General features: G+C 47.1%; 20 protein-coding genes and 1 pseudogene. 3 read left to right on the plus strand and 18 right to left on the minus strand.

Annotation, left to right across the window (positions count from 1 at the left end; all coding sequences use genetic code 11):
- The first annotated feature begins 261 nt into the window (after positions 1 to 261).
- Together AC6EJC_RS17260 and AC6EJC_RS17265 are read left to right on the plus strand one after the other, a co-directional pair.
- Positions 262 to 414, plus strand: a complete 153-nt coding sequence (locus AC6EJC_RS17260; protein ID WP_023988385.1) for a hypothetical protein — start codon at positions 262 to 264, stop codon at positions 412 to 414.
- Positions 407 to 1,324: a hypothetical protein gene (locus tag AC6EJC_RS17265; protein WP_444955028.1), complete on the plus strand. Its 918-nt coding sequence runs from the start codon at positions 407 to 409 to the stop codon at positions 1,322 to 1,324. The genes AC6EJC_RS17260 and AC6EJC_RS17265 overlap by 8 nt, the downstream gene beginning before the upstream one ends.
- Positions 1,325 to 1,463: 139 nt before the next feature.
- Here AC6EJC_RS17265 and AC6EJC_RS17270 read toward each other — a convergent pair whose 3' ends face one another.
- The 4 genes from AC6EJC_RS17270 to AC6EJC_RS17285 form a co-directional block, all read right to left on the minus strand.
- Positions 1,464 to 4,220, minus strand: coding sequence for a PHB depolymerase family esterase (locus tag AC6EJC_RS17270; protein ID WP_444955029.1), 2,757 nt, complete (start codon positions 4,218 to 4,220; stop codon positions 1,464 to 1,466).
- Between the two features lie 385 nt (positions 4,221 to 4,605).
- A complete protein-coding gene (locus tag AC6EJC_RS17275; protein ID WP_444955030.1) occupies positions 4,606 to 4,809 on the minus strand; it encodes a hypothetical protein in 204 nt (67 codons plus the stop codon).
- Positions 4,810 to 4,943: 134 nt separating this feature from the next.
- Positions 4,944 to 6,074: a bifunctional cystathionine gamma-lyase/homocysteine desulfhydrase gene (locus AC6EJC_RS17280; RefSeq protein ID WP_444955031.1), complete on the minus strand. Its 1,131-nt coding sequence runs from the start codon at positions 6,072 to 6,074 to the stop codon at positions 4,944 to 4,946.
- Position 6,075: 1 nt separating this feature from the next.
- Positions 6,076 to 6,999, minus strand: a complete 924-nt coding sequence (locus tag AC6EJC_RS17285; RefSeq protein WP_444955032.1) for a PLP-dependent cysteine synthase family protein — start codon at positions 6,997 to 6,999, stop codon at positions 6,076 to 6,078.
- A 255-nt stretch (positions 7,000 to 7,254) separates the two neighbouring features.
- Here AC6EJC_RS17285 and AC6EJC_RS17290 point away from each other — a divergent pair, with 255 nt between their 5' ends.
- On the plus strand, positions 7,255 to 7,617 hold the full coding sequence (locus AC6EJC_RS17290; RefSeq protein WP_444955033.1) for a hypothetical protein: 363 nt from the start codon (positions 7,255 to 7,257) through the stop codon (positions 7,615 to 7,617).
- Positions 7,618 to 7,736: 119 nt separating this feature from the next.
- Here AC6EJC_RS17290 and AC6EJC_RS17295 read toward each other — a convergent pair whose 3' ends face one another.
- From AC6EJC_RS17295 to AC6EJC_RS17360, 14 genes and pseudogenes are all read right to left on the minus strand, one after another.
- On the minus strand, positions 7,737 to 8,036 hold the full coding sequence (locus AC6EJC_RS17295; RefSeq protein ID WP_444955034.1) for a DUF6509 family protein: 300 nt from the start codon (positions 8,034 to 8,036) through the stop codon (positions 7,737 to 7,739).
- Complete coding sequence (locus AC6EJC_RS17300; RefSeq protein WP_444955035.1) at positions 8,030 to 9,997, minus strand: ATP-dependent DNA helicase; 1,968 nt, start codon at positions 9,995 to 9,997, stop codon at positions 8,030 to 8,032. The genes AC6EJC_RS17295 and AC6EJC_RS17300 overlap by 7 nt, the downstream gene beginning before the upstream one ends.
- A 274-nt stretch (positions 9,998 to 10,271) precedes the next feature.
- Complete coding sequence (locus tag AC6EJC_RS17305) at positions 10,272 to 10,793, minus strand: RDD family protein (RefSeq protein WP_444955036.1); 522 nt, start codon at positions 10,791 to 10,793, stop codon at positions 10,272 to 10,274.
- A 338-nt stretch (positions 10,794 to 11,131) separates the two neighbouring features.
- Positions 11,132 to 12,256 carry a glycoside hydrolase family 88 protein gene (locus AC6EJC_RS17310; RefSeq protein WP_444955037.1) on the minus strand — a complete coding sequence of 375 codons (1,125 nt, stop codon included), beginning with the start codon at positions 12,254 to 12,256 and terminating at the stop codon, positions 11,132 to 11,134.
- A 57-nt stretch (positions 12,257 to 12,313) separates the two neighbouring features.
- Positions 12,314 to 14,224, minus strand: a complete 1,911-nt coding sequence (locus tag AC6EJC_RS17315; protein WP_444955038.1) for a glycosyl hydrolase — start codon at positions 14,222 to 14,224, stop codon at positions 12,314 to 12,316.
- Between the two features lie 28 nt (positions 14,225 to 14,252).
- Positions 14,253 to 16,154: a heparinase II/III family protein gene (locus tag AC6EJC_RS17320; RefSeq protein WP_444955039.1), complete on the minus strand. Its 1,902-nt coding sequence runs from the start codon at positions 16,152 to 16,154 to the stop codon at positions 14,253 to 14,255.
- A 343-nt stretch (positions 16,155 to 16,497) separates the two neighbouring features.
- Positions 16,498 to 16,956 (minus strand): NUDIX domain-containing protein, encoded by a 459-nt coding sequence (locus AC6EJC_RS17325; protein ID WP_444955065.1) that lies wholly within the window; start codon positions 16,954 to 16,956, stop codon positions 16,498 to 16,500.
- A gap of 3 nt (positions 16,957 to 16,959) precedes the next feature.
- A pseudogene (locus AC6EJC_RS17330) lies at positions 16,960 to 17,043 on the minus strand (NUDIX hydrolase N-terminal domain-containing protein); the annotation flags it as partial.
- A gap of 270 nt (positions 17,044 to 17,313) precedes the next feature.
- A complete protein-coding gene (locus AC6EJC_RS17335; protein WP_444955040.1) occupies positions 17,314 to 18,306 on the minus strand; it encodes a cation diffusion facilitator family transporter in 993 nt (330 codons plus the stop codon).
- A gap of 263 nt (positions 18,307 to 18,569) precedes the next feature.
- On the minus strand, positions 18,570 to 18,839 hold the full coding sequence (gene rpsN, locus AC6EJC_RS17340; protein WP_028542369.1) for a 30S ribosomal protein S14: 270 nt from the start codon (positions 18,837 to 18,839) through the stop codon (positions 18,570 to 18,572).
- 267 nt (positions 18,840 to 19,106) lie between these two features.
- Positions 19,107 to 20,075, minus strand: coding sequence for an ABC transporter ATP-binding protein (locus tag AC6EJC_RS17345; protein ID WP_053325319.1), 969 nt, complete (start codon positions 20,073 to 20,075; stop codon positions 19,107 to 19,109).
- The gene (locus AC6EJC_RS17350) at positions 20,068 to 21,051 is read right to left on the minus strand and encodes an ABC transporter ATP-binding protein (protein WP_444955041.1); all 984 of its coding nucleotides are present in this window, start codon (positions 21,049 to 21,051) and stop codon (positions 20,068 to 20,070) included. Before AC6EJC_RS17350 ends, AC6EJC_RS17345 begins: the two co-directional genes overlap by 8 nt.
- Positions 21,052 to 21,064: 13 nt before the next feature.
- Complete coding sequence (gene opp4C, locus AC6EJC_RS17355) at positions 21,065 to 21,991, minus strand: oligopeptide ABC transporter permease (protein ID WP_444955042.1); 927 nt, start codon at positions 21,989 to 21,991, stop codon at positions 21,065 to 21,067.
- Positions 21,992 to 22,006: 15 nt separating this feature from the next.
- Complete coding sequence (locus tag AC6EJC_RS17360; RefSeq protein WP_444955043.1) at positions 22,007 to 22,960, minus strand: ABC transporter permease; 954 nt, start codon at positions 22,958 to 22,960, stop codon at positions 22,007 to 22,009.
- Between the last annotated feature and the right edge of the window lie 63 nt (positions 22,961 to 23,023).

Here is a 23,023-nt window from a genome sequence, read left to right on the forward strand (position 1 = left end):
AGTTGTACTCCCCTACTATTAAATTATAATGAGTTTTACATGAGCGCCAGCTGAAAATCACTACCCGAATGGTCTGAATGCAACCCAAAAGCCTATTATACCGCGAGATTTTACCAATATCCTGCAGTAATGATATAATTATACCCCAACAAGGGCTTTCGGGCACCAGCCTTCTCTTTTATACGACAAAAATGACAGTAGCGAAACCCCGCCCATGTAAAATATTGAAGTGAAAATCTAAGCAGAAAGAGGAAGTACACTATGATCTCATACGGATGTCTGGCGATTATGTTTCTTTTTGTCGCCATCAAATCACTGATTTACTATATACATAAAAAACGCGCCCCGTCGATTACACAAATCGACACCGAGCTTCTGGCACTGCTGAACCGGAGAAGTGAGCGCAATGAATAGTTCTAAACAGGCCGTACAATTTCGCCCATTTACCCGCACAGAGCATGCCTTCCAAAAGCTGAGAGTCTGCAAGCGTTGCGGACAATTCACCGCCCTTTGGGAAGAAAAATGTACATCATGTGGTCGGGATACACTAGTTCCTGTAGAGCAATATGCCAGACTCAGAGCCAAACGTTATTTTCGTAAAGACCTTGCCGTCGGCATCGTGCTGCTGGCCGCTGCTGTCTTTTTCGGCCACTCGCCGCAACAAATGCTTCTGTGCGGTATCGTCGGCGCGCTTCTCCTACTACCCTTGGTGCTTCTACAGCAGCGTATTTATCCTTATGAACAGCGTAGGCAGCTTATACGCCTGTTCAGAGACCGTATAGCACAGATCCAGGAAGGACTAAACGTTAATCATAAAAACGCGGTTGCCCTGCGGCAGCTCAGTGAGCGTGTGTCCTATGAGATGCTGCGTGAGATTGCTGTACTCATTCACAATGATCGGATAAGGCTCCAGCAGGTCGCCCTGCTGCAATCTTTTGTTCTCCGCAAAGACATGGAGTTGACACTCGATCCTCTCCTGATCAAAAGCTTTGAGCCGCTTGTGGTCAGATATATTGGAGAGATTGCCAGACTTAATCGCGAGCTGATCAAGGACCGGACATTCCGATACGTGGTCTTCTATGAGCGCCGTATTCTGGAAATGGCAGGGGGCGAAGATATTCTCGTCCGCGTAGCCAGTGCCGCTGTCCGTAAAAAGCGCTACGTGGTCACCCATGCCGCTTTCATTTCCAGATATGTACGCAAACTGCCAAAGGAACGCGTCCAGCGTTTATATCATATCATTCATGAGAATCCGTTAGAACCTTTTGGAGATTTGGCCGATGAAGTGAAGATCATGTACCTGATGGAGCAGTATAAAAGCTGAGCTACCACAACGCCCTTCTATATATGACGTCATCCCAATCACAAATCACTGCAATGAACCAGCAAAAAACCGTCAGGATCGCCAACGTGCCTCCAGACGGTTTTTTTAATTATGGCTTATTATAACATTGTTGACTTTTTTATTGGCCTTGCAGTTTTTGCTGTGCATGTCTAATGGAAGTAAAGTTAAATGCACGCACTCCCTTGCTATCATACACAATAACCTCTTTATTCAAATACGGGTGTAGACCATTAAAATATCCGGGCATAATCAGTCTGCGCATAAACAGGTTTTTACCCAGCATACGGGGTGAATTGGTCGCTACGACAAGCATTTGCTGGGTTGCAGACCACGGGCTAGGTTGAATATATGACAGACAATACTCGCCTGCCGTAAAATCATCGCCCAATGTATACCCTTCCTGCGTACATGCAATTTGCAGATTAGCTTGGTGCTTCTGAAGCAGCTCATGTCTGGTCAAGCCCGAAGTGATACAAATCACGTTACTGTCAGCCAGTGCTTCCTCTGAAATGTCATTAGAAGACACCACGGGATAATGAACACCGATATACGGATTCCAAGTCGCTGTCCGGGGGCTAGCCAAGGCGTTCGCCGTCCGTTTCACCGCCTGCTCTTCCTCCAGTGTAGCATAGCTGGATGGAAGGACAATGTGAAGACGATCCATATAAACATCAAGCACACCCATACCATGGCTCAAAACATTTCTTCCCACGCTTTTCAAACCCATAATTTTCTTTTCGGCATCCGCTTGTTTTGTAGAGCTTCCACTGCTTCCTCCCTCTCGTTCAGCAATCAAACGGTATTCAGGTGAGGGGCGTTTATGCGACTCTGTTTTAACAAAGCGAAAGCGGCTGTATTCCCGTAAATCCAACACGAAAATACGGGCTCCGATACGAACCTGGGCCAGTTCCAAGGACATGACCTCTTGAGAAATATGAATGATAAATTCTTCGGCGTGAACAGCCTCGATATCGAGTTCACCTGTGGTACTCATTTCACCGTACAACTCGGCATATTCCTCGTTTTCATCTATTTGCGTCAGTTCCAGCCAGTAAGCCCGGTTATGTCTGCCCCGTTCCGTCCGATAGGCAATACGCTGAGGTACGATATCTCTTTTCCATTGCAAAAGCCAACCCAGTACGCCGTCCAGAAGTCTCAGCTCATGCGTGTCCCAGTGATTAGAATGACGTTCTACGACACCTTTAAAATGATCAGATGGAAGCGTTGTTACAGGGGCTGTATATGCTTGTGCAAATAAGTAATCCTGATCTCCGCATACATTCAATATTGGCATATTCAACAGATTTATCAGATGCTTGGGATGTGGCGCTCCAGAGATAACCGCAATAGCCGCAAAACGAGAAGGATAAGCCTGTGCCATCGCCCAAGCCGCATATGCTCCGTTCGAATAACCCGTCAGATAGACCCGATCTTCGTCCACTCGATACGCTTGCAGTATGACATCCAGCCCCTCCAAAAAAGCAGCTTCTCCAATATAACTGCCCAACGTTACACCACGGCACGAAAAAGTAACGAATATAGCTTCCTCTTCCCAGCCTTGTCCAAAACCTCGATTCTGAAAATCCGGCAAGCCCAGTTCATAGCGCTTGCCCGGCATCAGGACGATCAGAGGATACTGTCGCTCAGCCGAGTAGTTTCTGGGAAGCTGGATTGTATAGCGTTGCAAACTATTGTCCAAACGGGAGACAAAAAATCCTTCTCCAATTCCGTCATTAGACAAAAAGATATGTTCTTCCCGAAGTAAGGACGGGTGCTGTGACTGTTCGGTATGTCCATATGTGAAAATCCGTTTTAATAGCTTGATATATTCACGCACAACCCGATAATCCCAGATTTCAAAAGGATCCTCCGGCAAATCCGTTAACCTTTTTAATTCCTCAAGCAGGCCCTCTATTTGTATTTTCTGTGCAGAATGAAGAATATCTATAGCGCGGGCTTGAATGTACCGGTCATACTCTTCCTGCAAGCCCTCCACGACGACTGACAAAGGCCGCACAAGTACCGAATACACAAAATGATGCTCCACAGCCTCATGATCCCGATATGTAACGGTGAAGTGCAGCATTCCCGTATTCCCGGCCTTTTCCTCATCCCAGTCATAGCTTTGCTCCTGCTCCCAATGTGCTGGAAAGCGATCCAGCTTCATGCCCTCATCATTCGTTACCTCGACCCATAACGTTTGATCTAAGGGAAGATCTATCCGATCCTTACGCAGTAAATAAAATAAGATCGGGCTGTCTTCACCCTCCCTGCCAGCACTTTTCTCAACCTCTAGCCATGCCATTTGAAAACGTATATTACGCTCTACAAATTCACGATGCAGTTCTGTCACATCTGGTTCGTCGCATACCTGATTTCCACTGATACGAATAGAGCGGGCCTCCTCGGGAATAAACGCAGCAATGATAACTACCGTGTGATCGCCTTCCTCCAGATACAAGCGAAAAGGACCGGATTCCGCATATACCAGTGTGCCATCTATCCAAATTTGTCCCGTTCCTTCAAACGGTCTGAAAATCACTTCTTGTGCTGCCATACAACGAAGATTTGAAACCAGCAAAAGCCTTTCTTGTTCGGCCAAAGGCGGAAAAACACCTAGATTCAGTTCCGCAGTCCGAGGGTCCAGTTCGGTCAATAATCGGCACGCTGCCTTTCCTCCGGCTGAAAGCTCTACTCCTTCTTCACCACAAGCCTTTTCCAAATTCCAATCCTCATGGGCAAAATAACTTGACCATTCCCTGCCCACACCGCAATTTTCCGGGAGATTGACCGGACCGACTGCATAAGCAGATCTCAGACGTACCGGATGATCCGACAGCACAGTTGTTGCTTTTTCCAGATGTGTGAACCTCATAACATTCCCCCTCCAGGTTTTTGTTTCCTCAGAGACGTAGTCGCGGTTATATTCCGTTTAACATTCAATTTAACTATATAAAACTATTCGGTATCACCTCTGCGTACTCCTCTGTTCTTCCAAAAAAAGAAGCTATTATAAAAACAAAAAACGAAGAAAGCAGAGTGCTTCACTTCGTTATTAAAAATTACTATATTTAAAAATCTATTTAAAGCTGCCCTGATTATTGCTAACTACATTTCTATGCCGTTGTTTTAAAAATGTGTATAACTCGCTTGGATTTGCTTTTCCAACTTAATGCGTTCCAACTTCAGCTCCCAAATCTGTTCACTCCACGAGTTTCGATCCGCCGCGTTATTACTATTCCGTAAAAGATCAAACAACCTCAGCAATTTATCGTTAATCTGATCAAAATGCCGCCATAGCGTATTAATTTCAGAATAGTCTCCTTGCCATTCTCCAGTAATTGATGCTGCAGGGCTTCTTTGAGTTCCTCTTGCCACTCTATATCGTTCAATTGTTTCGCATAATTAAGAAGATCCAGATAGTCATCTACCTGCAGGTAACTGTATGTTTTTATCTGTTTCATAGGGCCTCTCTCCTTATGGCACGCTCTATTACCAAGCATTATACTCGGTTATTAAGGAAAAGCAATACTTTCTTCTAAAATTACACAAAAAGAGGCAGCCTCAGCCACCTCTCTTGATCATTACGCTTATTTTCTTACAATGCTGCCTGCAAGTCTTCGATCAAATCTTCCAGATCTTCAATCCCAACCGAAATCCGCACCAAACCTTCGGTTATGCCTAGCTCTGCACGACGTTCTACTGGAATGGAGGCGTGCGTCATACGTGCCGGAACGCTAATCAGACTTTCAACTGCTCCCAGGCTCTCAGCCAGTGTAAAATATTTCACCTTTTTCAGGAGGGCAACCGCGTTGGCATCGCTACCTACATCAAAGGAAATTATGCCGCCAAAGCCTTCGGCCTGAGTTTTGGACAGTTCGTGCTGCGCATGGCTTTCCAGTCCAGGATAGTACACTTTGCTAACCTTCGGATGTTTTTCCAAAAAGGCTGAAATTTCCTTCGCATTTTGCTCAATCGCTTCCATACGCAGACCCAATGTTTTAATACCGCGGATCAGTAACCAGGAATCATGCGGGCCGAGAATAGCACCAATGGCGTTTTGCAGAAAATGAAGTTGCTCTCCCAGCTCGTCGCTGTTCACAACAGCCAGACCGGCAACAACATCGCTATGCCCGCCCAAATATTTGGTAGCAGAGTGAATGACGATATCGGCCCCGAGTGTAAGTGGCGTCTGCCAATAAGGGGTAGCAAATGTATTGTCGACGATCAGTAAAAGATCGTGTTTTTTTACCAGTTCCGAAACTGCGCGGATATCAGTAACCTTCAAAAGCGGGTTTGTTGGCGTTTCCACATACAACGCCTTCGTATTTGGACGGATTGCTTTGGAGATAGCTTCCAGGTCAGTCGTATCCACGAATGTGGACTCAATTCCGATCCGACTGAGCACTTTGCTTACAATGCGATAAGTGCCTCCGTATACATCATCAGTCAGCAAAATATGATCCCCTGCGTTAAACAGTGAAAATACCGCATGAATCGCTGCCATACCCGAACCGAACGCAAAACCACGCTTTCCTTCCTCCAGCTCCTTAATCAGCTCCTCCAGTGCAAACCGGGTCGGATTGCCTGTGCGCGAATACTCATAACCCTTATGAACGCCAATTTCCTCTTGCTCATAAGTACTTACCTGGTAGATAGGGACGTTAACCGCACCTGTATGGGGATCGGTAGGAAGCCCACCGTGAATCAGTTTTGTTTTGCGTTTCATTTTATATCCCGCCTTCATATATTTTTTTGCTCAGATAACGTTCGCTGCTATCCGGGAAAATGGTAACAATGTGTGCGCCATCCGGTGCGTTCTCTGCTTCCAGTAAAGCGGCATGTAAAGCAGAGCCTGAAGAACTGCCAACGAGAAGACCTTCACGTGCAGCCAGTTCCTTGACACGGTCAAATGCATCGACATCGCTAATGGTGTGAATGGCATTAAAATATTCTTTATCCACAAACTCAGGGATTAATTCCATGCCAATTCCTTCCGTTTTATGTGGACCTGACTCGCCGCCATTCAAAATGGACCCTTCCGGCTCCACGATTACCGTTTTAAGGGCTGCATTTTGTTCCTTAAGATAACGCGAGGTTCCCATAAACGTTCCCCCCGAACCTGCTCCTGCCACAAATACGTCCACTTTGCCGTCTAGATCGTTCCATATTTCAGGCCCCATTGTTGTGTAATATGCCTCTGGATTATCCGGATTGCTGAATTGCCGTGGCAAGTATGCATCTTTTATTTCAGCAGCCAATTGCTTTGTTTTTTCGATGGCTCCCTTCATCCCCTCACTTGTCGGGGTATGAACGATGTGTGCTCCCAATGCCTTCATCAGGTCCTGTTTCTCTTGGCTGAACTTCTCAGGCACAGCAAAAATAACCGAGATATTATAATGAAGCGCTGCCATTGCAAGACCAATACCTGCGTTGCCTGCTGTTGCTTCAATTAAAGTCCCGCCTGGCTTCAGCTGACCTGTTTTTAATGCTTTTTCAATTAGAGCCTTACCCACCCGGTCCTTCACGCTGCCGCCGGGATTCATAAACTCCAGCTTGGCAAACAGACGAATTCCTCTTGGTAGAGAATAGCTGTTCAGCTCTACTAATGGCGTGCGTCCGATGAGTTCAAGGGTATTGTGATATACATTCATAATTTCAAGCTCCTTTTAATGGCGAATCCAAAATAAACCAATGGTCAAAAATTAACGCCCATTGTCGGAGAAGTTCGCTATCATCTCCGAGAAAGCACAGTAATACGGTAAGTATTGATGCAATAAGATTTTATGTGTATTTGAAGCTTTTGTCAAATGGACCAGTCACAACACCCACACCCCTGACCTCCATACTCGATATGATGGAGAATATGTTACAAAATACCCATGCGCAACAGAAGGAGGATTTCATATATGGGAAAGCAATTTCTAAAAATAGCTGCTGTATATTTTGCCCTCGGTGCGCTGCTTAATGTAATCATTGGCGTGTCGGGTGATTACAGCCTGTCCAATGTTCAGTCTCATATCCATTTGCTGGGTTGGACGACTCTTGGAATCATAGGTCTGATCTATGTGGCCTTTCCTGCACTTTCAGTTACTATTCTGGCACGTATCCATTTTTGGATGCATAATATCGGTCTGCCCGTGTTGGTATTGGCGATTATAGGTAAAAATTACGAGGTTGCAGAGGCTGGAGTTTGGGTCGTCACAGGGTGGGTGTTGCTCGCGGCTGGTATTATGCTGTTTATGGTGAATATGTGGGACAGACTGCGCTAGAGCAGATAAGTTCTCTTCATTGGTCATAAAAAAAGGAGCCTGATCATGCCAGGACTCCTTGATGTCTTCATTATATGTTAGCTATATATGAGCTGTGCTAGCTTAAGTGTTCTATGCTGTTACTTCACTGTTTCATCCTGTACATGTTCTTTACAGAAGTTCTCAACAGCTTGCAGCTCATCATCTTCAAGTTCAAGATCAATGTAACGATTCGTTACTTTTTCAATCAATTCATACTTCAGCAGTCCCGTCTTCTCTTCGTCTACTAAATAAAGAGAACGGATATACAGCCCGTTTTCCGTGTATAGCTCGTCGTCCTCCTCTACCTCTACATCAATGATAAATTCATAACGCTGTCCACTCAAAATACCAAAAGCATCTTTAATCTGATCTACTGTGTACGCTGTAAAATTCAACATGTTTTTATTCCCTCCGGGTTTCCTTCAATTACGGTGCATTCTACGCCCGCAGGCAGTAGTTGTTCAACTTGTGTGCGTACTTCTTGACGATTCAAATCTTGGCCCATGATGGAGATCCAGCCCCGATCATTACGCGAGCGAATTAAACGCCCTATGCCTTGTCTGAGTCTAAGTGCCATGTGAGGCATATCTATCTCAATAAACGGATCTGCTGCATCCTTGCGCAGAGCCGTAAAAACCGGATCATTCGGAGGAAATGGCAGCGACCAGATGATGACGTGCGACAGAGAAGGCCCAGGAATATCCAGTCCTTCCCATAATGTAACAGCGCACAACACACTTTCCTCATCATTCTGAAAAGCTGAGATCAGATGGCTGATTTCAGCCGAACCTTCGTACAGAAAACGATACGCAGATGCCTCCGGGTAAGCAACGAGACCCGTTTGGAATGCAGCCAGTTCCTCCTGTGAAGGAAACAGGATAAGCGCTCTTCCCTGCGATTTCTCCAGTAGTGCCAGCACTCTCTGGATTGGATCATACCCCGCTTGCAACGGATACAGTGCAGCTTGCATCTGATCGCTATAGTCATAAGGTGACGCAACGGAAAACGTTAGCGGATTTTCAATACCGAGGCTCTGCGCCATATAGTCAAAAGAGCCCTCCACGGAAAGTGTAGCTGAGGAGAATACGATCGGTATATGCTGCGCAAATACTCGTTCTTTGAGAATCTCTTTTACCATCTTCGGCATAACCACGAGCGTTAATCCATCCTGATCCTCCATCACCCACGAAATTAGAAGTTCAGGACGCTTAAACAAAGCCAGCGCCGTCTGAATCATTTCCAAATGTTCTTCCACAATTTTGACTTGATACTCATCCAAAGAGAATAGCCCGCTTTCAAATACAAGCTCTTCCTCAATCGTGCCGATCAGTTCACCAAAGCGGTTTACCTCTCGAATCAGTGACTCATTCAGGATGAACTCCTTGCGATTAGAACCCTGTACAGGCTGACTGTTCTTATCGAGCGCAGCGAACAAAGCCTCACTTTGGGAGATCGCATCTTCGATCGTCATTGCCAGCGATTCCCGTACTTCCCCCTCCAGCAGTCGAGTAACAATAGACTCAAACTGAGCGTGCTTAAACTTGTAGGTAAGCGCATTTTGCGCCGCTGTCTCCAGCAAATGTCCTTCGTCAAAGACGACAGAGCTGTGCTCTGGCAGCAATGGTAGCTGACCCTCGCGTTTTCTCGCTTCGTAGGTCCATACATGCTCCATATAAAAGTCATGAGAGCAGATGACCAGATCTGCCGCTTTGCGGTAATGATCACGGGACAACGTCTGCCCACAACGATGCCGCTGATGGCAAACGAGGCAGTCTTGGAATACATCCCATCCCAGTCTGCTCCACTGTCCATCCGTTAGCTCGGGATACTCTTTACGGTTCCCGTATGGAGTGAAGGACTGTAACGTATCTGGAAAGTGAACAAAATCCGGTAGGTCCTGATAAATATCGCGGAAGACATCCGCATCCTCATCCAGTCCGCTTCGCACCTCATCCAGCTTGTTCAGGCAAATGTACTGATCCGGCGATTTCCCCAATCGGGCATCAATCGTCAGACTCAAATGCCGCGCCAGCTTGGCGATATCCCCTTCCGGCTTTACCAGTTGTTCAATCAACGACTCATCCGCACAGGCGATAATCGCAGGTTTTCTCATGTATCGGGCATATGCAATAGCGTACAGCAGGTATACCAGCGTTTTGCCAGTGCCCACACCCGCCTCCGCAAAAATGGTCTTTTTTTCCTTATAGGCACGCTCCAGCTGGAATGCCATATAAATTTGTTCATCCCGAACCTCAAAGCCGACTTCAGGCAAAACTTCATAAAATACATCTGCAATCCAGTCACTTGCCTGCTCAATAAACGGCTTGGACGGATCAAAGGCAAAAGGGTAAGTTGTCAATCGGGCTGTGCCTCCAATTCGTTCATAATGTGCATCCTTTCATTATAACGCAAAACAAACTAAAAAGAACATGTAAACTGTAAGAACAACTTACATATTTTTTATTTTGTGATGAAAAGGAAGAGATTATCTATAACAAAAAACCAACTAATACTTTCAGGTACTAGCTGGTATCTTATTTACTTTATTGAAGCTGAGCTAAAATGATTTATTTCTTTTGCTTCATCAAATCTGCAATTACATAATAGGCCCATCTTCTGAAACGGCAATTTCCTTAATTCATGATGTTAGAAGCTACTGGAGGAAAGGACGATTGTTGCTCATGTCGTTGCAACTCTTTTTTATTCACAACCAAGGTGTTGGTACAAAGATCGTGGACTCCCTGTTTTTTCGCAGTAAAAGCAACCACAATATAAATAATATGAACAAACATAAAAGAAATGGCTTTAATCCAGTAGCGCCCTGAGGCATGTAAGAATCCAAGCCGCTTTCCTTCTTTGTCTACGACAATTAGAGAAAACACAAGCTTACCTGGTGTTGCTTTTACCTTCGATGACTCCCATAACACACAGTACAGCCATGGCACCACGAGCCAAAAGATCAGCGGCCACAGCATAGCCAACACTTGTACGAAAGCAGTCCCCCCCATACCCAAAAGGACTGGACTGTTGAATACGATTCCACCTATTAAAAGAACGGGTACAGTGATGATGATCAGATCAATCAAAAACGCTGCTGTTCTTATCCAAAATCCCCCGTATATTATTCTTTTTGTACTATCACTTGTTGCTGTCATGATATGTATAACTCCTTTTGCAAATGAGATTTAAAAGCCAGTTTATTCCTTTATCCAAGAAGATATCATACGGCTACCCACCTATATTGTCAATTTACGAATAAATGCTGATAAACAAGTAAAAGGACCTATTTCCATACATCAAAATGAAAATCTCCATAGGATTTAAGAGCTTATATACAATGATTTTGTTCTGATTGGGTACGAAATAAGCACAGCTATAATCTCTTATCTACCTATAAGTAGTACTTTGGCATCGAATTAAATTCAGCCTTTTCACGCATAAAAAAACAGCGTATATGTAAATGAGATTACACACACGCTGCCTCATAGTTCATTTAGCAAACACTAAACAATCCTTCTTCCCCGCGCAGCTTTGCCAATGCCTCGACAAAGAAATAATCGCCATAGATAATGGGAACGTTGATGTATTTTTGCTCAGGATAATGTACGGTCCCGTTCATCAGCAATCCCTCATGCTCCTGGCCCCACGCTGTGCACGTGTGATGCAAGCCCATGAGGATGGATTCTGCGGCTTTTGTAAAATGCTCCGCACGCGTCGAATATTTTGCCAGTTCCAGCAAACCACTGGCCGCAATTGCCGCTGCCGACGAATCCCATGCTCCACGGTGTTCTTCTTCTGCTCTAAAATCCCACACTGGCAGGCAAGCATCGCCCAGTTGGGACAGGAAAAAGTCAGCCGTGTTCTCGGCCACCTTCAAATAACGCGAATCGCGCGTGTACCCGTACGAAAGCGTAAAACCATACAAAGCCCAAGACGTGCCACGTGCCCAGGCAGAACCGGGAGCAAATCCCTGTCCGCCATGCTCGGCGACCTTTTTTCCAATCTCCGGATCGAATTCGACCACATGGGCGATGGAGCCGTCCGCACGGACAAATTCACGTGCCACGGTATCTGCATGCTGCACAGCGAGAGCAGCAAAACGCGGATCTCCGCTTTCCTCCGAAGCCCAATAAAGCAAGGGAAGATTCATCATACTGTCTATAATCGCAACGCCTCGTGTATCCATGTCCTCTGAGTGGAAGTTCCATGCGCGAATAAAACGGCCATTCACGTTAAAACGGGCAGCCAGCAGATTAGCAGCCAACAATCCCCTTCTTCTGGACTCTGAATCTCCGGTCAAGCGATGGGCGGCCACACCGCTGAGCAGCCAAATAAAGCCAAGATCATGGTCTACAGCTTCGCTATTATAGAGTATTTTTTCCAAACGACCCTCGCACCGCTGTGCAATCCCGGCAGCCACACTGTCAGGACGCGCCCGATTGGCCAGCCATAGCAGCCCCGGATAAAAGCCAGCTGTCCACCACGTTTCTTCACGATTATCATAACGTCCACCCTCTGCAACATGTGGAAAAGCGTCCCCCAGTCTTGCCGCCAAGACAAGCGTTTTATCCAAAGCCAGCTCCCACGATTGCTCCAGCCACGCTTCTGTTTTCGTCATTCCTTTTTCCTCCCCCTTTTTCCACATGTGAAAAAATATTTATGGCTCAGTCCCAATCTATTCAGGTAACCGAATGATAAAGGAAATGCGACTGCCACCACTTTCCAGACGCGCTCCCTTAAGTAAACCATTCCGACAGGCCACGGAAGTCAATTCTTCCGGCCATACCACGTTCGTTCCTTCCGTCGTCGGGATGACTTCGAGACTTGCGCCTGCGTATTCTACTCGAATGCTTTCCGTTTCTTTCCCGGCTGACATGACATGATGAATAACGCTGCGCTCCCGACCGTCATACGCCATTAAGGGGATAAGTGCCCCCACATTCTGGATATTGCCTTGAAGCTCATATGCCACTTCAATTTTGCCGGGTATCTGGCGATAATGCGTTCGGATTTCCCTCACTCCCGGGAATGGGCCTTTCCACAGCAGTGTAAAATCCGTTGCTCCGTCAGATGCTGAGCTTTGATCCATCTGTACGGTGCCTCCACCATCCTGCGGATCAATCCCTCCATCCCGGTCGAACTCCAGCGTACCGGGGATACCTTCCGACAAGCTGTGCCACTTTCCGTCCTCCGTTTGCCAGGCCGGGGTATAGCTCAGCGGGAAAATATCTCCCTCCGCGAAGCCTGTAAAGCCGCGGTCTGCGTGTCCTGCTGAGGACGGACCGATCAGTGACGGCAGCGCAGACTGCTGAATACGCACGATGCCCGGAATATTGTACGGGTCGTTAATCGATGTTTGCACAAGCATTTGCTGCCCGTCTACGGCTGCAATGACAGTCTGGAACCAGCCGTCCGTTGCCAACACCCGGCTACCGATCTCCGCCGGGATGGGGGTTGGAGAAATGCGATCTAGCTCCTCCCCGTGTAGAAGGGTATGGGCCAGCACAGCCGCCGTCCACAGACTGTAGCAGGTATGATTCGAGTACACCTCAAAGCCATGCCGTGCCTCGGATGGATAATGGTTGCGAACGATATGCAGCTTGCCATCATCAGTCTGCCAGCGGCTAATCGCTTGCCAGCATAGATCTGCTGCCCGTCGGAACGCACCTGCGAGCCCGTGCTCGCCTGCTGTGAAAGCCTGCTGCGCATGTGTTGTGAAGACAAAGGCAGCAGCCGCTTCGTTCCACTGATGCTGCGCGCTTCTTCCACGCGGCGGAATTTCCCCGTGCGGGGATAATGCCAGTAATGAGCTGAGCGCCCCCCTGCGAAGGTGGTCACGCAGTTCGAGAGCGCAGCCGCCATCATATCCGTGCTCCAGCATCACGCCCAGATGAAAGCGTGTAACGATATCGTAGGCGAATGGGCTATTGGGCCGATCCAGCGGACCATCCTGGTACAGGCCCAAACCGGTAAACCGAGGCAAATGATAGCTGCGGATATACGTCTCCATCCATTCCGAATCGGCTGCAATTCCTTCCGCTGCACGCAAAAACTCGCCGGAAATCATAATCGCATTCCAGTTGATCATCCGGTTCGGATTTTTCATTTTGCTCATCGTAAAAATGTAGGTCTGCTCCGGCTGAATCCTGCTTAGTTGCTGCTTCCAAGCCGTGGCTTGCTCTGGCAGCAGATTTTTAAGGAGTCGATATGCTCCCATCATCATAATTGGAAAAAAGTCTGGGTGGTGATCTGGCGCCTTTTCCTCCACTACACAGGCTATGCTATGCGTCAAGGCCGCAGCAGCAGATTCGAGTAAATCATGCCGGCCTTCTTTGATCAGCACTGCCGCGGCCAGCGCATAGGACGGGGTAGAGTAATACCGTTCACTTTCAGAATGGGGATCAATGATAGCTCCGGTTTCATCCTGGTGCGGGGCATATGCACGAACCAGCTTTTCCAGCACGGCCAGCTTACGTTGGTGAGTCCATCTGTCATCCACTCGATTCGGTGTACTTTCCACCTGTTCTATAAATCTCTCCAGCTCCGTCTGCCAAGGGTACACACTGCCTGTCTGCAGCTTATTCATCCTGTCTGCCTCCCATTCAAAATGAAAATTAATGTATGGTAAAAAACAGATTGCAATCTATGCTTGCAGAACCGTTCCAGCGATCGGAGTCCAGTTGCAGCGATGTTTTATAAAACACAAAGGGTACTTCGTCATGATCTATATGCTTCACAGCCTCCACCCCCTGCCGCAGCACGCTGGCATCATAATCTAGCCTGACCACCGCATTCTCTCCCTTCCATTCCACGAAGCCTGCTCCTGTATTAGGCTGAATACGGCTGATTAAAAGCTCCTCCACATCCCAAGGCTTCATGCTCACACCAGACGTTTCAAACTCAAAATGATCTGTGACGGTAAGCCTTGCTCCCTCGTTTCCCTCCAGCACAGTCCATTTGAAAGAACGGGTGAAAACCGCCAATTCTTCTACGGGATAAGCAGATGTCAAATCGAGCTTAAGCCTTGTGTTCGTCTGTACCTCCTCCTGTTCATCGAAAGCCATATCCAGCACAACCGCCCTTGCCTTTGCGCCGGATTGCTGCATGGTCCCATTGATGACAGGCACGGAATGACCGCCGGAGGAAATATTGATAATCGACTCCCGTCCCGGTGAAAAATAGGCTTTCGTGTACAAGCCTGCTCCCAGATCACACAGTAGATTTTCGCCACCGCCATGCAGGATGAAATGTCCAAGATCGTTATGATTGTGCGGTTCATTGTTATGTCCAGCCTTGGCTGAAAATGCAAGTATTGTACCTGGTTCACCCTCTTGGCTTCCGGGTCCACCATGGTCGGAACTGTGGCTGCGACACATCAGCCAACCGAGTTGCGGCAAATAATCGACTACGGCCTCACCGCTCCCAAATGCCAAAGGATTCGTCCAGACCAGGTTACGCAATACATGAGCCCAGCGGCGACAGGGGTCTTCCAACAGGCCAGGTACACGGAAAGGGAGTGTAGATGGTCGTCCTTGCAAAGAATTCAAATGAGAGACGAGTCCGGAAGGCAATCGTTCAGTTTCACTACTGTCCGAATAATTAGCGAAAACGCCATCCGATAGATGAACCCGTTCTGCAAAGGCTGCGATTTGCCTAACCTTTTCCGAGCTCAGAATATCCACAGCTCCCTCGGTAAACTCACGCAGCATATCGGCAAAATAAATGAAATAACCAAAACCGTACACCCAGTACCCTACGCCTTCGGGACACCCCCCGTCCTCTCTGTAGCCTGCCAAAAAACAATCCAGCGCGCCCAGCATACTCTCGATGGCTTCCGCTCTGGAAAAGTCGTCTTCTGCCAGCAGCAATGCCGCAATTCCGCAACCGGAAGCGCATACTGCCGACCAGTTATGATCTGCGGTTTCCCATCCAAAATGACGAGGGTGCAAAAAAACAGGTTCCAGTACACGGCGCTCGACCTCTTCGTGCACCTGAGAGACCACATAACTATCCAGTTGCTCCCCTAGCAGTAATAAAATTTCAACCAGCATTTGCGCTGTTTCGGACGCGAATAAATCCACCTGCTGCCACGGTGGTGTTACAGTGTCCTCTTCGTTGACATGTGCAGGAAGCGCCCATGTGTACTCTCTGCATATTTCCAGCAGGCCGCTTTCCACCTCTGTCATCTTCCAAAGCTCCGGCTCGGCAACAGCTGCCAGCACTATAGCAACCAGTCGTCCACGCCGTTCAAAGTACACATCCTCATACGGCTTGCGCTCCCCTGTATTGGCAAATTGCCGAAACAGAGACAACAGTAGTTCAGGCCATGGTGTTTCCCGATTATCTTTACAAACACGCTCAATATCCATCCAAAACTCGGCGTATACCGGCTCAGAGACAGTCGTCCGTAGCCTTTTTGTCCATTTACTCCTTAACCGTTGCCTTGCTGAATCCTGCACGCCAGCCAGCGCCCTGACGAGCCGCGAAGCAGGCCAAGCCTTCTTCAGAAGACTCATTTGCATTTCCTCCCCATGAGACACATTCGTTTCACCCTCTTTTTTGTTACCGCTTTCATTGTATCTGACAATTGGCTGGAATTCAAAGGGATGATGGCAACGCGTTTAAGATTATAATCGAATAAGCAGCCGTCGATGGTTTGCTCCCGATGCTTGTTCGAACGCTGCTTAAAGTGAGGTTTTTATAGCAAAATAATTCTCATCATAAATAGAAAAGAACCTAGATCACGCGAGTGGCTAGGCTCTCTTAATATTATGTTCAAAGCCTTTAAAGTCAGTTTCCATAGCTAACTTAAATAGTTACTATAATAGTATTGCTAATAGTATCGCTTTTTCTTTTTAATTAATCAATTATAACTGGTTTATTCGGGTAATCTAAAAATTGAAACATTGTTTGTATCTGCTCAGGAGTATTTCTTTCAAGTGAGAGTAATGGGATGTCGTTTCTATTAAAAAAACCTACTTCTAAAGTTTCTAGTCCACTTTTTGCCTCTCCGCCTGTAAGTTCGCATTCGATAAAAAATTTATACACGTGATAAGGTTCGGGTGGGTGATGATGAAATTTTTTATCCATCACAGCAAGTAGACGCTTTGGAGTCACAATATATCCTGATTCCTCTTCTATCTCTTTTACGGCGACTTCCGAGGGAGAATAACTGATATCCGCCCACCCGCCGGGTAAGGCCCATGCTTGATCGGCTTTCTCTCTTACCAAAAGTATTTTGTTCTCCTTAAAAACTACTCCGCGAATGTCTACTTTTGGTGTTGCATATCCTTTCTCACTCGCAAAACTTAGTTCGATCTTATCTTTGCTTACAAAAGTATAATTTTCAAGTATTTCAATACTCAGTCTTCTTAATTCCTCATATCGCTCAAGATCGTATACATCCTTAGAATAGGTTTGTTGTAGTTATTGTACCTTTATTATTCACAAGTGTTACTTGTTGAGTTTTTCTCATAATTTGTCTCATTTCAATTGTAAAAGATTCACAATTCAATATTAAAACCCGTTACGCACCAGAAAAATCACCTACTCTCGAAAGTAATATCCCTTTTCATTTCCGGGTACAGCATCTTAAAGCCAATGAGAATAGGCCAACCAGAAGTTTCTGGCTGACCTATTCATGCGAAAAGGACTCCTGCTCGCATTTCACCGTTTTTACACTTTCGGCTTCTCTTGTTTCCAGTTTCTAATCCCGTCATCCTCCAGAATACCCAATGCTGCGTCTGAGATATTAGGATCACGTAGTAAAGCGTCCTCGACTCTGAATTTAATATCGTCCGCATCTGCCAGCGTCATGCCTGGTGTAAGCTCAATCAACCCTTCCACGTGATAGTAGCGTCCCTCCTGCAAAATACGCATTTGATAAATATCCGTTACATGTGTATCTGCGAGAATAATGGAAGCTACACGTTCTTCGATATCAGGAGGGGCAGATACACCGATCAAACCCACCATGTTGTCGTAACCGACCCGGAAAGCGACACCGACCATCAGACAGCCGATGAGAATACTCGAAATCCCGTCCAGCAGCTTAAAATCTGTTAGCGATGTGACCACCACAGCTAGCAGGGCAAGTACCCCACCCGTTGTTGCTACCAAATCCTCATAAAACACCAGGCGGGTTGGCGGGGCAGCACGCCCCACATGACGGAACGCAGAGGTAAAAATGCCTAGCCCCTTCGCTTCCACTCTGGATTCATGCAGCACTTCTTTCATCGCTTTGCTCCATACAAATCCGTCAACCACCAGTGACAAAATCAGCACCACGACATTAATCCAAAATCCATGTGTAGATTCAGCCGGATGCTGCAGCAAATGAATTCCCTCCAATGCGGTTTCATAGGCCATAATCGTTACGACAATAACGGCAACCATACAAAACAGGTTAATCACTCGTCCGAAGCCGGTAGGAAAGCGTTTTGTCGGTTTTTTCTCTGCCAGTACACTGCCCGCGAATACAAACATTTGGTTCACTGCATCCGCAATGGAATGCATCATCGTAGCAAACATAGAGCCGCTGCCTGTCAAGGCAAAAGCAATCCCCTTAATCAGGGCAATGCCGGTATTACCTAACGCCGCCGAGCCTGAGGATTTGTTTCCTTTTTTTAACATACTCCAAAAGGAGTCCTCTCTCTGTTTCACTTCCATCTTGTAGCTCCTCCTGAGGTATACATAATCTGATATAGCCACATTATGTAATCATTTATTATGTATTATTTTTAACCCGTCCATATTCTACCTAACCAGCTGAGGAGAATCAATACAAACGATAATATTTTCCATTGAAAAAGAATGCCCCATGTCACCTACGACATGAAGCATTCCCGTTACAACCTTCTATCAGACATACATACCCTCAGGTTAACAACACAGATAATATTCATGCGCTGACGATCGACATAAGTACCTGATTACCAGCTAGATTTCGTAATGCCTGGAATTTGACCTTTATGTGCCAGCTCGCGGAACGCGATACGGGACAGCTTGAATTTGCGCAGGTATCCTCTGGGTCTGCCTGTCAGCTCGCAACGGCTTTTCAGGCGGGTTGGGGATGAGTCACGCGGAAGCTTTTGCAAAGCTTCATAATCCCCTTTTGCTTTCAATTCACGTCTCAGATCCGCATATTTAGCTACGATTTCCTGGCGTTTCTTCTCTTTTACGACTTTCGACTTCTTGGCCATGTAAAGCTCCTCCTTGTTATATATGCCAATCATGAAGGTTCACCATCACTACCGCGGGACGGAAGAACACGGAAATGAACATGATTCTGTATATTAAATAGTAATCGTTACGATTACTATTTAATATACAGCTGCTCCAGCTGGGTTGTCAACCCAAGCGGTTGGAATCACAACATTAAAAAGCCGCTGAAACAGTAGACCAATTCATTGCGGTGAACGGTCTGCCGTTTCAACGGCTTTAAAATTGGCTGACTGACTTGACTCTGTTCATTCAGCCAAATGGCAAGCCACCCAGTGATCTGGACGAGCCTCACGATAGAGTGGAATCTCTTTGGAGCAGCGGTCGATTGCAAAGGGGCAGCGAGTATGGAACTTGCAGCCCGAAGGCGGATTAACCGGACTCGGGATATCCCCCTTGAGCAAAATTCGCTCTCTTTTCAGTTTCGGCACCGGAATAGGTACAGCCGACAGCAACGCCTTCGTATACGGATGCAACGGATTCCCGAATAGCTCGTCACGCGAAGCCGTTTCGACCATGGAGCCTAAATACATCACGCCAATACGGGAACACAAATGTTCCACTACGCTCAAATCATGCGAGATGAACAAATACGTCAGACCCCGCTCGGCCTGCAATTTGGCGAAAAGGTTAATAATCTGCGCCTGTATGGACACATCCAGCGCTGATACCGGCTCATCAGCGATAATCAGATCCGGCTGAAGCGCCAGCGCCCGGGCAATGCCGATCCGCTGACGTTGACCTCCCGAAAATTCATGGGGAAAACGGTCGATATGATACTCCGACAATCCGCACAGCTTGAGCACGTCCAGCACAATCTGTCTGACCTCCTCTTTCGTCGCTATACCGTGATCGAGCAGCGCCTCACCAATTGCATCTCCGATCCGTACACGCGGATTTAGCGAACTGTACGGGTCTTGAAAAATCAGTTGAATTTTGGGACGAAGTTCCTGCATCCCTTTCGCGGACAAGCTGTGCAGATCTACCCCTTTGTATTTTACAGTACCGTCCGTTTTATCCGTCAATCTAACAATCGTGCGGCCCACTGTGCTTTTACCGCTCCCCGATTCACCCACCAGGCCGAAGGTTTCACCCTGACGGATCGTAAAGCTGATATCGTCTACCGCCCGCACATGTCCTGAAGTACGGTTCATAAACCCGGACTTCACCGGAAAGTACGTTTTTAAGCGGTCTATTTCCAACAATGGCTCAGCCATGAACAACCGCCTCCTCATATAACCAGCAGGATGCTTTCTGCTGAGCTGAAACTTCTTTTAATGTAGGCTCCTTTACACGACAAATGTCCATGCACTGCCCACAGCGGTCATGAAAATAACAGGAAGTCGTCAGCTCCAGCGGATTAGGTACCTGCCCGGGAATGGAATACAGTTCCTCTTGGCGCTGATTAAGCACCGGTTTGGATTTTAGTAAACCCTGGGTATAAGGATGCTTTGGGTGATTAAACAGCTGCACAACTTCGCCTTCCTCGACGATCTTACCCGCATACATCACAATGACGTAATCAGCCATTTCGGCGACAACACCCAGATCATGGGTGATTAGCATGAGCGACATATTGGATTGGGCTTTAAATTCACGCAGCATATCCAGGATTTGCGCCTGAATCGTTACATCCAGCGCCGTGGTTGGCTCATCCGCGATAAGCAGCTTGGGACCGCAAGAAACAGCAATCGCAATCATAATTCGCTGCAGCATCCCCCCGCTCAGCTCATGCGGATAGCTTTTTAAAATCAGCTCTGGTCTGGATATGCCGACCTGTTCGATCAGCTCCAGTGCTCGCTTACGCGCTTCCTTTCGTCCCATCTTTAAATGCTCAATCAGTGGCTCTGACAGCTGTTTACCAATGGTCATGACCGGATTCAATGAAGACATCGGCTCCTGAAAGATCATGGAGATTTCATGTCCGCGAATCGTGCGCATCTCATTTCTGCTAAGCTCTAGCAGATCGGTTCCCTCAAAGCGGATGCTTCCGCCTGCCACTTTACCACTGGGGCTCTGGATCAGACCCATGATCGACATCGCGGTGATGCTTTTGCCGCAGCCCGATTCACCAACAATGCATACCGTTTCTCCCGGCTTCACACGGAAGTTGATATCATCCACTGCTTTAATCGTTCCTTCTTCTGTATAAAAATGAGTGCTTAAATGTTCAATGGAAAGTAAATTGTCCATGGTGTATGATCACCTACCTCTTATGTTTCGGGTCAAGTACATCCCTCAGCCCGTCACCAAAAATATTAATAGCGATGACTGTAGCAAAAATAGACAGACCTGGCGGTATCCACAACCACGGACGTTGCTGAAAATCCAGCACATTGTTGGCGGCATCAATCATATTGCCCCAAGTCGGTGTCGTGGGTAGCACGCCAAGGCCAAAGAAACTGAGTACAGATTCACTCAGGATGGCTCCGCCAATGTTCAATGTAGCGATAACGATCAACAACGGCAAAATATTCGGCAGCAGATGCTTGAACAGCTTTCGACGATTCGATAGTCCCAATACCGTCGCGGCCTGCATAAATTCACGTTCCCGCAAACTAAGCATCTGGCCCCTCACCATCCGTGCAATCCCCGGCCAGTTGACCAGACTAAGCATCAACATGACGATGTACATCCGTTGATCGGGCGGAACCTTCCAGTCTGATAGCAGCGCGCCCATAATAAATAGCAGTGGCAAACTGGGAATAGTCAACAGCAAATCAGCAACGCGCATAATGATTTGATCCGCAATCCCGCGAAAATATGCGGAAATGACCCCCAGCGTAGCCCCCAAAAAGACAGACAACACCATAGAAGCCAAACCCACGGTAAGAGAAATTTGACCTGCCTGCATCACACGTGTCAGCACATCCCGTCCCAGCTTGTCTGTTCCTAACCAGTGATGGATATTCGGCGCCTTGTTCATCATTAATATATTCGTTTTATTATCGGCATAGGGAGAAAATAACGGACCGATAAAACAGAGCAAAAACATAAATACCCCGACGAGCAGCCCAGCCATAGCAAGCTTGTTTCTGAACAGCTGTCGGAACGCTTGCTGCCACATTGAAGATTTAGCAGCGGTTCGCAGTCTGCCGTTGCTCTTACTCAAATTACTGCTCACGGATGACATTCCTTAGCCCCCTTCTTACACTTTCACACGCGGGTCCGCGATGCGATACAAAATATCGGACAACAACGTCCCGATAACGCTCAATATAGCAATTAGCATCGTGAAGCCCATAAGTAGAGGATAATCCCGAAGCGAAAAGGATAACATGTACAACTGACCGATTCCCGGCCAATTAAAAATCTTTTCAATAATCAGGGATCCGCCAAACAGTGCAGGCAATTCGAAGCCAACGAGCGTAATGGCAGGCAGTAATGCATTTCTCAATGCGTGCGTAAAGAGTACCTTTCTTTCCTTTAAGCCCTTTGCACGGGCTGTGCGTATATAATCCTGCTGGATCACGTCGATCATATTGCTGCGGAAGTAGCGGGTCAGCGAACCCAGTCCCAGTAGCGTCATAACGATCACCGGCAAGGTCATATGCTGGAGAACCTCCTTTACATACTCCATACCTGTAGCGTTACTGCCTGTATTGAGCATGCCACCCGGTGGCAGCCATTTTAGATCAACTGCTGCAATTTTAATCAGATACAACCCGATAAAAAAAGAGGGAACAGACATGGCAGCGAAAATCACCACCATCACCAAAGTATCAAACCATGAATACTGCTTGTAGGCAGCAATCACACCAATAATGACCGCGATAAACCAGGTCAGGAAGGTCGATACAACGGCCAGTAAAAACGAGTTCCAGATATACTCATTAAATAAGGTCAGCACCGGCTTCTGTTGGGCAAGCGAATAGCCAAAATTGCCATGCAGCGCATTGCCCAGCCAATTTCCGTAACGTTCAAGAATAGGCTTATTCAGGCCATAAATTTCCCTCAGCTCCGCCTTTCTCTCCGGCGACAGCTTAAGATTGCCGCTAATGAAATCCCCCGGTGTCATGGCATACAGGAAAAAAATCATCATCGAAGCGGCCAACAAAATAATAATCATATACGTCAGTCTTTTCGTTAAAAACGAACTCATGACAGACTCCTTTCAATTCAACGTCGGGCTACTCATTACGCATTCCCCATTTGGGAGGCCCCT

The organism is Paenibacillus sp. TY11 (assembly GCF_059772165.1).